Raw genomic sequence first — 14506 nt, 5'->3', positions numbered from 1 at the left:
AAACACTAAACTGGAGTTTTTCAGGTTTGAGCGTGTGATTGGATGTATCGTTATAATATTGCCTATCTCCAGCGATCGCTCTAAGTAGCGCTATACAGTTATTTATAATGTTTAGTTCGACCGGAATGAATAGTACTCATACGGGAAATCCAAAGTAACTAAAATCCGGAGTCCCGGACGATCAGGCAATAAAGCCGGACAATTACGTTATCCGATTCTGGCTGCCTTGTGCTAAAAATAACGTTATAAACAGCGTTTTTTTATCACCCGGGATCAGGAATATGCTTCACTCTGCAGCCATCGATATTATCAGCGATAAACTTGCTGACCGGATTAGCCGGCATACCGCCGGTCAGTCAAATGTGATCACTGATATTGCCGGGCTCAGTTTTTATCGCAAAGATGCGCCGACGGAGTGTACAACCTGCTTTGTTGAACCAAGCATCGCGCTGGTGGTGCAGGGGGAAAAAAGGATGGCGCTGGGTAGTGACATTTTTCACTACAACCGCTACCGCTTTTTAATTACCTCACTGGACTTACCGGCGCAGGCGCAGATTTTAAAAGCTGAGCGTGCTGAGCCCTATCTCGGTCTGGCGCTGCGTCTGGATTTTACCACAATGAGCGAACTGCTCATGCAAGCGTCGGCAGATACCAAAACTTTAGCCTCTTCTAACAGTGGTATGTCCGTTGGTAATACTACGCCGGAGTTGCTCGATGCCTGTGACCGGCTGGTTAGTCTGCTGGACGATAAGGCATCGCTTTCAGTGCTGGCTCCGCTGATTAAAAAAGAGATTTACTGGCGGGTTCTGAATTCGGAACAGGGTGACAGACTCCGTCATATTATTTCAGCAGGAAGCCAGGGCTTAAGGATAGCGAAAGCCATCGACTGGTTGAAAACTCATTTTACGCAATCTTATACCGTGGAAGAGCTGGCGGAACGTGCGCAAATGAGTAAATCCACCTTCCATCATCATTTCAGACAGCTCACCTCTATGAGCCCGCTGCAATATCAGAAAAGCCTTAAACTGATGGAAGCCAGACGTCTTATGATAGGCGAACAAATTGACGCTTCGGACGCTGCATACCGTGTGGGCTATGAAAGTCCTTCCCAGTTTTCCCGTGAGTATTCGCGGTATTTTGGGAACTCTCCGAAGCGGGATGTGGAAGCGCAGTGGCGTATGATCGAAGGCGAAAAAAGGACTCTGCAGGCGGGGTGACAGTGAACATCACCGCGCCTTTATTCCTGATATTTCAACCGGTCGATAACCAGTCGCATGGCTGAACTGATCTGCCGGTTGCTGGAAATACACAAATGGTAGCCGTCGAAAGGCGGGCACCAGTCCGCAAGTACACGGCGTAATACACCGCTTTCTATTTCATTTTCTACTTCCTGTTCAGTGACAAAGGCAATGCCGTGGCCCTCACGTGCCGCATCAATACACATATCGCTTTCACTGAATATGAACGGGCCTGATACTTTTTTTACGATCTCAATACCCTCCTTTTCAAACTCCCAGTCATAGGCCGGTGCCAGCGCATTAAACCGCAGAGACAGGCAGGCGTGATGGTCCAGTTCGTCAGGATGTTCGGGGACACCATGTTTTCGGAAGTAGTCAGGCGTAGCGACTGCTGCCAGTGATACAGGGGGGCCAATTTTTATCGCAATCATGTCGGGGCTGACAAATTCACGCAGCCTGACACCGGCATCAAAACGTTCCGCAGCAAGGTCATTCAGACGGCTGTCGAGGTTCAGTTCAATATTCACTTCGGGGTAATCCCGAACAATACCAGATATCTTCGGCCACAAAAGAAAACGGGCAGCAGGTTTACTGGCTGAAATCCGCACTGTTCCTTTGGGCGCATCGCCAAGCATCCGCAGCTCTTCTATTCTGGCAGTGATCTGGCTGATACCGGGTTTCAGTGCAGCCAGCAACTTCTCGCCGGCATCAGTTACCGACACTTTTCGTGAGGTTCTGTGCAACAGCCGGATCCCCACCGAAGCCTCCAGTCTTCTCACCGCGTGGCTTACTGCCGACTGTGATACGCCCAGTGTTACAGCTGCGCGGGTAAAACTCTTTTCCTCTGCGACCACCATAAAAAGTGACAAATCGCCCAGTTCGTCTCTGATCATCACATTATCTCTTTCGCTAATCTGCCTGCCAGTGTACGCAGTGCCAGCATAAAAAACATCTTCTTTGATGAAATCAATTCATGGTTGAGATGACAGCGAGCCAATTGTTCGCTGTAAATAACGAAAATATAATTAACGTGAATTTTATTGAGCAGGTTGTAATGAATAGAACTCATCAAAACGATAGCAGTAACAAAGCCGGTTACTGGAGTGCAGTGTTCTCAATGACACTGTGTGTTGCCATGCTGATTGCTTCTGAGTTTATGCCCGTCAGTTTGCTTACACCTATTGCAGATGGCCTGGATGCGACCAAAGGGCAGGCCGGTCAGGCAATTTCAGTCAGCGGTTTTTTTGCCGTTGTCGCCAGTCTGTTAACCAGTACTGTTGCAGGCAAACTGAACCGGAAATGGGTATTGCTGGCGATGACAGGGTGTATGCTGCTGTCACTGGTATTCATTGCTCTTGCGCCTGACTTCATCATGTTAATGGTAGCGAGAGCGTTACTTGGAATTTGTGTCGGCGGTTTCTGGTCGCTGGCGACTGCTGTGATCATGCGCCTTGTACCGGCAGACAGTGTATCAAAGGCTCTGGCAATCATGTATTCGGGACAAGCAGTGGCTGCTGCATTCGCTGCTCCTCTTGGCAGCTACCTGGGTGATCTGATTGGCTGGCGCGGCGTGTTTTGGGTACTGGTACCTGTGGTGGCAGTTAATCTGATTTGGCAGATGATTTCACTGCCTTCGATGCCCACAGATAAAAAACAAGGTTTTGGTGAGATGTTCGGATTACTGAAACGGGGCTACTTTGCCCGCGGCATCATTGCCTCTATTTGTGTTTATGCCGGTGCATTTGCCATGTTTACGTATTTGCGGCCCTACATCGAATCTGAAGTGAAAGGGGACGTTCTTCTGCTTACCTTCCTGTTACTCTTACTCGGCGTAGCCGGATTCGCAGGCACCTGGCTTGGCGGCAAATTCGCAAACGATCACGCTGTACGCTTTCTGCAAGGGGTACCGCTGGTGATGAGTGTGGTAACCGCCGGACTTATCGGGTTAAGCGGTTCTGTATTCATGGTAGGTGTGCTGCTGGCTTTATGGGGCATCTGCAACACGGCTATGTCCATCGGCTGGATGACCTGGCTCAGTCAGAATGTGGATGATGCACCTGAAGCGGCGGGCAGTATTATAGTGGCGGCTATTCAGGCGGCGATACTTTTCGGTGCAGCAGCCGGCGGTGTATTACTGGACGGTTTCGGTATCAATGTGACCTTTGCAGGCAGTGTGGTGCTGACGCTGGTATCGTTATGTCTGGTGGGGAGTGGTCGCGGAGTGCTTAAGCCTCAGGCGGAGTGATTACTCCGCCATCAGGTTATGCAGTTTGAACGACACAACAAAACCGCCTTCCGGCGTGCTTTCATTATAAATGTCGCTGGCCAGTGTTACTTTTACCAGGTTGTACACCACACTCAATCCCAGGCCCGCGTTTCCTGCACCCCGTTTAGTGGTGTAGAAAGGCTCAAACACTTTTTTGAGTTCTTCTTCGGTGATCCCCACACCGTCATCGGCAAAAGTAAACTGATACCCGTCGCCGGCGGGGGCAATGGTGATGGTAATTTTGCAATGCTCATGACCCGGGCCTGAGGCGTGGATCATCACATTGGATGTGAGTGCCATCAGGATCTGAATAAGCACGGCCGGGTAGGTGGTGACGATGATTTTAGGTGGAAATCTTGGAATAAAAGTAATGGTTTTATTCTGAGAATGATGCTCATAGGAGGCGATAAATTCTGTGACCAGTTCTGATACGTTTACCTGCTCCAGCTGGCTGGCTTCTTCAGACTTTTTAACCGCAACTTTCTTAAAGCTGGTCAGCAGCTTCGATGCGCGCTGCATGTTCTTCAGCATACTGGAAGTGATGTCCTGCGAAGTCTCCAGGAACTCTGCGAATTTATCGGTATCAAGCTCGCCGTTGTCAAAGTCCTGTTTGAGTTCGTCAAGCAGTTCCATCAACAGCGTGCAGTTTGCAATATTAACACCCAGGGGCGTGTTGATTTCGTGGGAGACACCGGCAACCAGTCCGCCCACTGCATCCATTTTTTCAGATTCAAACTGCTTTTCCTGATCTGTTTGAGAGGATGAATTTTCAAATGCTTTGTTCATGTACGTCAATTCAGTTTCAGTGCTCAGAACCAAAAAGCAGGGGAGCATATGTCGCCTGCTGTACCTGATAAAAGCGTAGTGGCTAAAAAGCAGAGCTGCAAAAAAAGTGACGTGTCAGTTGCGGGTAAAGTGGTACATATTTGCACCACTCAGAGGGTAAACGGGTAGTGGATCTACTGGTAGTCTTCACCGGCTGCAGCAGTAAATGCCATTTCTACCAGCCAGTCCGGATCAGCCAGTTCCACTTTCACACAAGCGCGGCTGGGGGCTGTCCCTTCGTCAAACCATTCGTCCCATACCGCATTGAGGCGGTCTACATTGGCAAAGTCGGTTATGTAAATAGTGACAGTAAGAATTCGGGACTTGTCGCTGCCCACCAGTGCCAGCATGGCTTCAGCCTGAGAAAACACGGCTTTTACCTGTGCTTCGATAGTGGTGGCGCTTTCGTCTTCCGGTACTTCAACAAAGTTCGCGATACCGTTAAAAACAGTGACTTCAGACCAGCGTCGGGTGGGATTAATTCGATGTATTTTCATGGCTGTGAGGCTTTCATTGCAAAACGTCTAGTGTGGCATTTTTGCTCCGGTAAATCGACCCGAAGGATCACCGCGCATTAATGAGTTTTACTAATAACGCTGTGTTGGACTTAGTGATTATCGTTTGTGGTGGCCGCCGGTATGGTGAAGCACGGGGATGTATAAGGAGAAAAGAATGTTATTCAAAACACTGAACAGTGGCGAAACGATGCCGGCTCTGGGTCTGGGCGTGTATCAGGTTGAGGAACCGCGGCTGTGTACCCGCTGTGTGGAAATTGCGCTGGATACCGGTTATCGCATGTTTGACACTGCATCAGCCTATCGCAATGAAAAAGCGGTGGGTGAGGCGGTCAGAACCAGCCATGTTGCCAGGCAGGATATCTTTCTGACAACCAAATTATGGATCTCTGACATGGGGTATGACTCAACCTTAAAAGCAGTAGAAACATCCCTGAACAACCTGGGCACGGACTATCTGGATTTGTATCTTATCCATCAACCTCTCAATGATATTTACGGCTCATGGCGCGCCATGGAGAGGTTGCACAAAGAAGGTGTGCTGAAAAGTATCGGGGTCAGTAATTTTCATTCCGACCGGATTGCTGATTTAATCGCCTTTAACGAGATTAAACCGGCGGTAAATCAAATCGAATATAACCCTTTCTATCAACGCAAAGCCGAGCTGGAATATCTGAAAACCAAGGGTATTGCGCTGGAGTCATGGGCACCGTTCACTGAGGGGCGGCATAATTTGTTTGAATTGGCAGAGCTTAAGGCCATTGCAGGAAAGTACGGCAAATCCGTGGCTCAGGTAGTGCTTCGCTGGCAACTTCAGGAAGGGATCATAGTGATCCCGAAATCGGTAACGCCTTCCCGCATTAAAGAAAATTTTGAGGTGTTTGATTTTGAATTAACTGCAGATGACATCGCGCAAATTGAAGCTCTGGACCGTAAACAAAGTTGTTTCTTTTCTCACAGAGATCCGCAAACCATCGAGTTTCTGGCATCTTATAAATAGGCTGGCAAGGTGTTGGTATTAACTAAGCAAACGCGGAATAAGATGTAGAGCAGGTCAGCGATGAAAATGCTTCCGCCACTGAAGAGCTTTGTTTCCCGTAGCGATCTGGCCAGCAAAAACATTTATCCGTTTAATACGAACACCGGCTTCTTCAGCCGTCAGATAAATATAAACACTAAGCGGATACATTTAAAACGTGAATCCGGTTACCACCATTTTTGCTGCGGCAGCGATTCCAGAGTGAATGTTTCGCCAATGTGCGGCGTTGCTACATTCAGGTTCTTGCCTTTGGCGGCTCTGGTGAACCGGATCACCGGCTCGTTCCAGTCATGAAAAGCGAGGTCAAACTTACCCCAGTGGATTGGCATTACGTTCTTCGCCTTAACATCCCGCGATGCCTGCACGGACTCTTCCGGCAACATGTGAATTTCCGGCCAGTAGGGGCTGTAAGCGCCGTCTTCCATAAATGCCATACCGAATGGACCAAACCGCTTTCCTATTTCGGCAAAATCGGGGCTGTAGCCACCATCGCCACTGAAATATACCGATACTTCAGGCGCCTGAACAACCCACGAGCCCCACAGTGTGTCATTCCGTTGTCCGGGTTTGCGGCCGCTGAAGTGTTTCGATGGCGTGAATATAAACCGCGTATCATTCAGCATGGCGTCACCGAACCAGTCCAGCTCAGTAATTTTACTGTCGTCTATACCCCATTTCAGTAAATGCGCCCGCACAGCAAGGGGGACATAGAAGTGACCTGTTTTACTGTCAAGCTCTGCGATGGCTTTAGCATCCAGATGGTCATAGTGGTCATGAGAAATCAGTACCGCGTCGATATACGGAAGACCGTCGATAGTGAGCTTTTTATCCGCCGGATACGGTGTGCCAATCAACCACACAGGAGAAGCGCGGTAAAAAACAGGATCCGTCAGCACAGTCATTGAACCGGTGTTGATAAGAATGGTGGAGTGTCCGAACCAGGTAAACGACGGTGTTTGCTGTGCAACAAAATCCGGCAATTTCGCCGGCAGCAAGCCGGTAGGGTGCTTACCCGCCGGCGGGAAGATAACCGAATTCAGCCATTTTCCCATGGGAGGCTTCGCGCTGTCGGGATTGTCGGAAACTGGGTGGCGGTTAACAAAAATGTCGTCTTTAAAGTTATCGGAAGCCAGCATCCGCGCCCGGGTTTGTTCATCAGGCTTACCACCAAATACCGGCGACAATGTCACAAATAAAAAACCGCTGACAAACAGCAGTATCACAATGGCCAGCGACCAGACCAGTAGTTTCTTCATTACACCCAAAGCAGGTACTCCAGCGACTTATTCACCGTCATTTAGTGCGAACGAAGATTGTCAGCTAAATCACGGCAGGGACGCAATCTTTCTGCGTTCAAGTCAGTACTATGCCGGTTTTCCGGCGGGTAAAGCAAGGCAGGGGTGAAGAGTGACTTGGGTTCATATTTTAAAGGATACCTTCATATGTGGCATTTGGTAAGGCCGGTTGTTATGTGTTGAATATGGGATTTACTCTATGAAAATACCAAATGTTAATATATCTATATTTTTGATGACTGCTATCCATATCTTGGTAGCAACCGTATATGCATGAAATTAATAAATTTTTCATCATGTTTTGCATTGTTGGCCGTAGGGTTTCAAGAAAGTTTTTAACAGAAGGTTGTCAATGTTTATATTTAACGTATATTGGCCTTACCAAATATTTCTGTTTTACCAATTTCAAATGAAAAGAGTTATTTGAGAGAACTTATGAAACCTGCGAGCGAAAAAAATCTATCACCATTAGCCATTTGTATTTCTGCACTCGTATCGGGCGTTTCGATTGATGCCGTGGCCGCCGAGCTTGAAATTATTGAAGTAAAGGCGCAAAAGCGAGCCCAGGCGCAGCAAACTATACCTGTAGCCGTGTCAGTACTAGGAGAAAGCGCCCTTGAAAGACTCGATGTAAAGAACTTTGACGATGTGACCCGGGTCTCTCCATCATTGACGGTAGAGCATGGTGACGATCCTCAATCAAGTAGCATTCGCATGCGGGGCGTCGGCACATCAGCTTATAGCATCGGTGTGGAATCCAGTGTGGCGGTGGTTGTCGATGAAGTGCCGCTGATGATGGCTGCACAAGCTTTTAGTAATCTTACAGATATACAGCAGGTCGAAGTGTTAAGAGGTCCTCAGGGAACCCTGTTTGGTAAGAATGCGTCTGCGGGTGTTGTAAACGTAACCACTAAAGCGCCATCGCCGGATTTCGAAGGCAGGGTGGAAGCTGGCCTGACAAGTGATGATGAGGTTAAAGGCCTGATAACCTTATCCGGCCCTGCTTCAGATACGTTGAGTTATCGGATTAATGGCTATTACAAAGATCGTGATGGCTATCTTAATAACTTAACTACCGGCGAAAAAGAAAACGGTGAGAAGAGCCATGGCTTGCGCGGAAAATTACTCTGGTATGCAACAGATGAGCTAGACGCCACGCTAATTTACGACATCTCACATATCGAAGGTGGAAGTACCCCCACCTGGGTCGATGCAGAAGAAGGGGTTGTTGGTGAAGGCGAGGTGCCGGGAGAAGATAATCGCAACGTCAGACGTGATACACCCAATGAGTTCGAAACAGACCAGTCGCTGGCTGTTCTCAAGCTAAATTATAATATCAATGACGATCTGGTATTTACTTCCGTATCAAGCTTTCAGTCATTTGAACAAGCAGCTATTGCAGATGCCGATTTGACAGACGTTGCGATCGAAGATGCTTTTCCTCCATTTCTGCAAGAGAGATTCAATCCACTGGGGCTGACCGGTCCTCAGGTTGAGCAAAAAGGCTATATTGACGCTGATGCTTTTACCCAGGAACTGCGTCTCACCGGCACATTGTCTGAAAAATTCGAATTCATAACCGGGCTTTTTTACAGCGATCAGTCGGTATACCGGGATTTCGATCGTAAACCTTTGGTGTTCGTGCTTGATAAATGGGATGCGCAAGCGGACTCAGAATCCATCGCTTTGTTCGGACAGGGTGCCTACGAAATTTCAGAAAGTACTTTTGTTGATGTAGGGCTTCGCTTCAACCATGAAAAAATATCTGTCGACTTCAATGATTTCTATGCGAACGGGTATGCGTTGAATCCAAACAGTGCTGCTACTTTCAGTGGTAATGACGACCAGGACGCGGTTACCGGTAAGGTCGCAATCCGACATTTCCTCGAAAATGGCACCATGATATTTGGCTCTGTAAGTACAGGCTATAAAGGTCAGGCTTATGATGTTGCATCCGGGTTTACGCAAAATGACGCGGACAACCCAATTGGGGAAGAAACGTCGGTATCTTACGAACTAGGCATAAAAGGGTTTTCTGATAGCCGGAATTTTAGCTATGAAATCATTGCGTTTATGACAGATTTCGAGGATTACCAGGCACAGGGCGGTCGTAATGACGAAAATGGCGCGCCAGTGTTCACGTTGAATAATGTGGGTGAGCTTCGCACTAAAGGCATAGAAACCGAGTTCTCTTATCAGGCTACTGATGCTTTGCGATTGGATGCTTCCATTGCTTATACCGACGCTGTTATTGAGTCGTTCGTCAATGCGCCCTGTTACGGTGGACAAACTGAAGCTGAAGGCTGCACATTGTCTGCAGATATAGAAGGCCTGAATGTACAGGACTTAAGCGGACATGACCTCAATAACTCTCCCGATTTCAAATACAACCTTGCCGCTTATTGGGAACAGGCTGCTCAGGGATACGAATTCAGCTGGTTTGCGCAGGCAAGTTACCAGTGGCAAGACGATGTAAGCTACGACTTGTACGGAGACCCGTTAAACCGTCAGGAAGCATATGGGATTGCTAACGCCGGCGTTGGCATCGTGGACAACCAGGATCGTTACAAAGTGACCGTATTCGTCAACAACCTTTTTGATGAAAATTATTCTATGGGTTACACAAATTATGATGAGCGTTTTCAGGGCCTGACAGCACTCTCGAAACGTTGGTCGCGGGGAGCTATGCGCTATTTCGGTGTAAACGTGTCTTATCGATTCTGACACTAACATGATTAACAAAAGCAGTATGACAACAATCCATGCTGCTTTTGTCATTTTAAACATATTTAAGGAGAGTTCATGAAGCGTTGTAGCGCACTCTTTTTCATCTTACCCGCGGTTTGTATTCTTATCGCTTGTACTCAGGTTGCTGATTTTAATGCTGACTTACCAAAAAATGTGGAAGTACGAGACCAGCAAACACTGAATAACGACTGGCAGTTTATCTTTGCCGATGAAATTCCAGCGGGTATCCATGCCCCAACATTTAAATGGACTGGCGCAGTGGATGTCTCCGTGCCACATTCCTGGAACCGGGTAGGCTATTATCTTGATAATCAGTCTGCTCACATTCATAACGCAGGAAATATTAATAATGCGCAGGGTAAAGGTCTCTACCGGAAGGTGTTTAATGTACCTGCACAGATTGAAAATAAACGACTGTGGCTGGAATTTGATGCAGTCAGTCGTGTGGCAAACGTGTGGGTGAACGGAAAATTTGCCGGCGAACATCGCGGAAGCTTCAATCGCTTTCGCTTTGATATCACTGACCTCATAAACGTGGGCCGACCTAACGTACTGGTGGTTCAGGCAGATAACAGCAAGCCAACAGCAGATTCAACCACTGCAGATACGTTACCTATTGCCGGAGATTTTTTTGTACATGGGGGAATTTATCGGCCGGTAAGACTTATCACAACGAGTAATATTCATGTTGATATGAAAGACTTTGGTGGTCCCGGCGTTTACGCGACTACCGCGGTTGAGGGCGACAAGGCGGTGGTTAGCATCGAAAGCAGGATCACTAGCAATGAAGGCGAAGCAGAAAACGTAACGCTACTTACTCAATTGACTGACGATACTGGAAAGATAGTAGCAAAAGATGTCCGGGATATTTTGCTTCAGCCGGATGAAACAGAAATAACCGATGTGTCTCTTTCCGTATCTTCACCACAATTATGGCAAGGTATAGATGACCCTTATTTATACACGCTCGCAGTGTCGATATTAGACAACAATGACAATCTCCTCGATACGGTGAAGCAAAATATCGGCTTGCGCACCATTGATATCTCGGCAGATAAAGGATTGACGTTAAATGGTCAACCCCTTGAGCTTCGCGGTGTGGGCTATCATCAGGACAGAGAAGGAAAAGGTTGGGCAGTCTCTGCTGAAGAAATAGAAGAAGATGTGCAATTGCTGATGGATATGGGGGTAAATACTATCCGGCTGGCACATTATCCTCATGGTCAGCCAGTGCACGATTTGGCTGACAAACTTGGCCTGTTGTTGTGGGACGAAATCCCGCTTGTTTCTGCGTGGCGTTACGGCGAGGAACATGAGGCTGTAAATACCGCGTTAGCTGATAACGCCAGTCTGCAACTCACAGAAATGGTTAAGCAGAACTTTAATCACCCCTCTGTAGCGGTATGGGGTATAGCCAACGAAGTTGACTTTGGTGCCGTCGTCCCCGTGTTCGTGCAGAGTAGTCCCGGCTCTAATCCTGACCCGCGACCTATCTTAAATCGCTTGAAAGCGGAAGTAGCGCAGTTGGATCCGACGCGTAACTCGACGTTAGCCAACTGTTGTGCGGGTGTGCCAACATGGGATCAGTCAAAGGTGCCCAACACCTCCGCTATCACCACTACTACGGGCGCAAACCGCTATTTTGGCTGGTACTACGGCGAGCCTGCAGGCCTGGCGGAGAACCTCGACGCCTTGCATAAGCAATATCCGGAGCAGCCGCTGGCTGTCACTGAATACGGCGCAGGCGGAGCGCCTAGCTTCCATTCTGACAACCCTCTGGGAGGGCCGGTAGCGGCAACCGGCAGAAATCAGCCGGAAGAGTATATGAGCTATGTGCATGAGGAGAATTGGCGCGTACTCAGTGCGCGGGATTACCTGTGGGCAAACTGGATTTGGAATGGTTTTGACTTTGCGACAACTACTCGAAGAGAAGGTGACTCACAGGATATTAATACCAAAGGGCTCATCACTTATGATCGCGCCATAAAGAAGGATGCATATTATTTCTACCAGGCGAACTGGTCAGCTCACCCTATGGTTCATATTGCTTCACGGCGCTATATACAGCGGGCTTACCAAACCACGGATGTCAAGGTGTACAGTAACGGCAAACAAGTCGAGTTGTTGGTGAATGATCGGGAAGTGAGTGAGGCACCTGATTGCGATCAGAACACCTGTATATGGCGGGATGTGCGGCTAGTGGCTGGACAAAATGAGATTGTAGCGCGGGCAATTGGTTTCGCCTCCGCACCATCAGGCCGCGTTGAAGACCGTGTGATGTGGCATCTGGATGAATCGCAGATCAACGCATATTACATTGATGCGGGCGCCATTATGTCAGCGGATTCGTCAAAAGCCCATTTCGGTTCGGATGACTTCTTTACCGGAGGAAAAGCAATGTCGCTTGATAAGCCAGGAGGGTGGGGTAGACCATCAGTAAAAGCGGTAATCGGGAATACGCAAGAGCAGGCTTTGCATACAACTTACCGTGCCGGTGAGTTCTCATATCATTTACTGTTGGATAAAGGGCAGTATAAGGTCACACTCTCTTTAGTCGCTCCAGACAGTAAAAGCCACTTTGATGTATTCGCGGAGGGAAGTGCTTTGTTTGCGAATATATCTGGAAAACAAAATGCAGATGAAAGTTTTACCGCGTTTACGGTGGCAGAAAATGTGAATGTGTCAGATGGCAGTCTTGAACTCAGTTTTAAGCCGTCAGTAGGTGACGCTTATGTGTCAGCAATAAGTGTGATGCCCGTTAAGTAAAATAGAATGCGTGTTATTTCGCCCGGCCGTGAACAGCGTGCCCGGGCTTTTTTTGACTCTTTTTATAGAGTGTAGCAATATGTAGCAAATCATATTTTATTGGTATATTCATGGGCATTGTTAAAATCTCCGAACAATTGCACGAAGAAGTGCGTAAGAACAGTGTGGTGATGGAGCGTTCTATCAATTCGCAGGCTGAGTTCTGGATGAAAATCGGGAGACTTGCAGAGCAAAACCCCACGCTTACCTATGAGCAAATTCTGGAACAGGAAAAACGTCAGCAAAACGTATCTACAGTGAGGTTGGTTCATGAGTAATGTATCGATAAAAAATGCACAGGAAATCGCATTGATGCGTGAATCCGGTCGGTTACTGGCCAGTGTATTTCATGCGCTGGACAAAGAAATTCAGGCCGGCATGACCACCATGGAAGTGAATGATTTCGTCGATGCATACATCACCGACACCTTGCAGGCAAGACCGGCCAGCAAAGGGCAGTACGGCTATGAATATGTGCTTAATTCATCGGTAAACGAAGTGGTATGTCACGGCGTGCCGTCGGTGGCAAAGAAGCTGCGGAAAGGGGATATCGTGAATGTGGATATCACGCTTGAGAAAAATGGCTTTATTGCCGACAGCAGCAAAATGTATTGCATCGGTAAAGTATCACCCATTGCGAAAAAGCTCGTAGATACGACTTACGAAGCCATGTGGAAAGGCATCGAAACTGTAAAGCCAGGCGCTACACTGGGTGATATTGGTCATGTTATTCAGTCGCATGTAGAAAAAGAAGGCTTCAGTGTCGTGCGGGATTACTGCGGGCACGGTATTGGCCGTGAAATGCATGAAGAACCGCAAGTTGTGCACTATGGCCGTAAGGGCACTGGCATGCATTTAGTGCCAGGCATGACATTTACCATTGAGCCGATGATTAATCAGGGCACCTACAAAACCAAGCAAAAGAAAGACGGCTGGACAGTGGTGACCCGCGACAAAAAACTCTCAGCACAATGGGAGCACACCATTCTGGTGACTGAAACCGGGTTCGAAGTGCTTACGTTGCGGGATGAAGAGAAGTAGTAAGCAACAAAGACTGGCCAGAGTGACGGCTTGAACGTGCTTATAATTTGGTCTATAAATGAGCTTCATTCCGACGTAGGGGGTAAGTTGTGCAAATTAAGCCAATAAGTTTTATAGAAAAACATGCTGCAGATCTACCTATTGACGAACCTATCGTTGTGACGCAAAACGGGGAGCCTGCTTACGTTATCGAAAATTATGCCCAGAGAAAATTCAGGGATGACGCTATAGCAATGCTGAAACTTTCCTCGTTTTCAGAAAAAGATGTGGCGGCGGGTGAAGTGATTGATTCTGATGTTCTTAAAACCCGTCTGAGGCAAAAACTAAAGGCTGCGTCTGAGAGCCGCTAATTTGTTTCCAAGCAGAAAGGAACTCTGCCGTGGACTACACCATTTATTACACGAAGACATTTGAACAACTTGTTGAACTCTGTGTTCAGCATCTGGCACCATTCACTTTAGAGGAAGAAGTGCTCGAAAGAGTATTCAGGGCAATTGAACGTTTTGAATTCACTTTGGCTGCAGGCTCTGAGGCTGCCCCCGTATCTCCTTATCTGTCGACACTGGGCGTCTTTAATTACAGAGAGTTTAATGTCGATGGCTTTCGAATATTGTATCGCCACGATCGGGCTGCAGATGCCATCATCGTCGTTCTCTTCTGTTCTCAGAAGCAAGATCTGATTACTCTTCTCGTAGATTACTGCCTTATTTACAAATGACAAAATAACAAAGGCA

13 protein-coding genes are annotated in these 14506 nt (G+C 47.7%); 9 read left to right on the top strand and 4 right to left on the bottom strand.

What is annotated here, in order from left to right; translation table 11 throughout:
- Positions 1 to 281 precede the first annotated feature (281 nt).
- The gene (locus AC4PME_RS15360; protein WP_119499514.1) at positions 282 to 1217 is read left to right on the top strand and encodes an AraC family transcriptional regulator; all 936 of its coding nucleotides are present in this window, start codon (positions 282 to 284) and stop codon (positions 1215 to 1217) included.
- A 20-nt stretch (positions 1218 to 1237) separates the two neighbouring features.
- Here the strand turns inward: AC4PME_RS15360 and AC4PME_RS15355 are convergent, their stop codons facing one another.
- Positions 1238 to 2131 carry a LysR family transcriptional regulator gene (locus tag AC4PME_RS15355; RefSeq protein WP_491044771.1) on the bottom strand — a complete coding sequence of 298 codons (894 nt, stop codon included), beginning with the start codon at positions 2129 to 2131 and terminating at the stop codon, positions 1238 to 1240.
- Between the two features lie 161 nt (positions 2132 to 2292).
- Here AC4PME_RS15355 and AC4PME_RS15350 point away from each other — a divergent pair, with 161 nt between their 5' ends.
- The gene (locus AC4PME_RS15350; RefSeq protein WP_491044618.1) at positions 2293 to 3483 is read left to right on the top strand and encodes an MFS transporter; all 1191 of its coding nucleotides are present in this window, start codon (positions 2293 to 2295) and stop codon (positions 3481 to 3483) included.
- On the opposite strand, the gene AC4PME_RS15345 is transcribed toward AC4PME_RS15350, so the two are convergent.
- Both AC4PME_RS15345 and AC4PME_RS15340 read right to left on the bottom strand, forming a co-directional pair.
- Entirely contained in the window at positions 3484 to 4290 is an 807-nt protein-coding gene (locus AC4PME_RS15345; protein WP_491044619.1) for a sensor histidine kinase, read from the bottom strand. It lies immediately after the preceding gene.
- Positions 4291 to 4463: 173 nt separating this feature from the next.
- The gene (locus tag AC4PME_RS15340; RefSeq protein ID WP_490710200.1) at positions 4464 to 4826 is read right to left on the bottom strand and encodes a RidA family protein; all 363 of its coding nucleotides are present in this window, start codon (positions 4824 to 4826) and stop codon (positions 4464 to 4466) included.
- A gap of 175 nt (positions 4827 to 5001) precedes the next feature.
- Here AC4PME_RS15340 and AC4PME_RS15335 point away from each other — a divergent pair, with 175 nt between their 5' ends.
- Positions 5002 to 5844 carry an aldo/keto reductase gene (locus AC4PME_RS15335; RefSeq protein WP_491044620.1) on the top strand — a complete coding sequence of 281 codons (843 nt, stop codon included), beginning with the start codon at positions 5002 to 5004 and terminating at the stop codon, positions 5842 to 5844.
- Between the two features lie 206 nt (positions 5845 to 6050).
- Here AC4PME_RS15335 and AC4PME_RS15330 read toward each other — a convergent pair whose 3' ends face one another.
- Complete coding sequence (locus tag AC4PME_RS15330) at positions 6051 to 7139, bottom strand: MBL fold metallo-hydrolase (protein ID WP_491044772.1); 1089 nt, start codon at positions 7137 to 7139, stop codon at positions 6051 to 6053.
- Positions 7140 to 7613: 474 nt separating this feature from the next.
- On the opposite strand from AC4PME_RS15330, the gene AC4PME_RS15325 reads away from it, so the two are divergent.
- The 6 genes from AC4PME_RS15325 (at position 7614) to AC4PME_RS15300 (ending at position 14490) form a co-directional block, all read left to right on the top strand.
- A complete protein-coding gene (locus AC4PME_RS15325) occupies positions 7614 to 9902 on the top strand; it encodes a TonB-dependent receptor (RefSeq protein WP_491044621.1) in 2289 nt (762 codons plus the stop codon).
- A gap of 78 nt (positions 9903 to 9980) precedes the next feature.
- Complete coding sequence (locus tag AC4PME_RS15320; RefSeq protein WP_491044622.1) at positions 9981 to 12692, top strand: glycoside hydrolase family 2 TIM barrel-domain containing protein; 2712 nt, start codon at positions 9981 to 9983, stop codon at positions 12690 to 12692.
- A 110-nt stretch (positions 12693 to 12802) separates the two neighbouring features.
- The gene (locus AC4PME_RS15315; protein WP_070125995.1) at positions 12803 to 13009 is read left to right on the top strand and encodes a ParD-like family protein; all 207 of its coding nucleotides are present in this window, start codon (positions 12803 to 12805) and stop codon (positions 13007 to 13009) included.
- Positions 13002 to 13772, top strand: coding sequence for a type I methionyl aminopeptidase (map, locus tag AC4PME_RS15310; protein ID WP_491044623.1), 771 nt, complete (start codon positions 13002 to 13004; stop codon positions 13770 to 13772). Before AC4PME_RS15315 ends, map begins: the two co-directional genes overlap by 8 nt.
- An 89-nt stretch (positions 13773 to 13861) precedes the next feature.
- Entirely contained in the window at positions 13862 to 14122 is a 261-nt protein-coding gene (locus AC4PME_RS15305; protein ID WP_491044624.1) for a type II toxin-antitoxin system Phd/YefM family antitoxin, read from the top strand.
- A gap of 29 nt (positions 14123 to 14151) precedes the next feature.
- Entirely contained in the window at positions 14152 to 14490 is a 339-nt protein-coding gene (locus AC4PME_RS15300; RefSeq protein WP_491529647.1) for a hypothetical protein, read from the top strand.
- Positions 14491 to 14506: the final 16 nt, after the last annotated feature.

This window comes from Alteromonas sp. (assembly GCF_984505615.1).
Note: the sequence above shows the minus strand (reverse complement) of the source record. Positions and strands in the feature narration are given on the sequence as shown.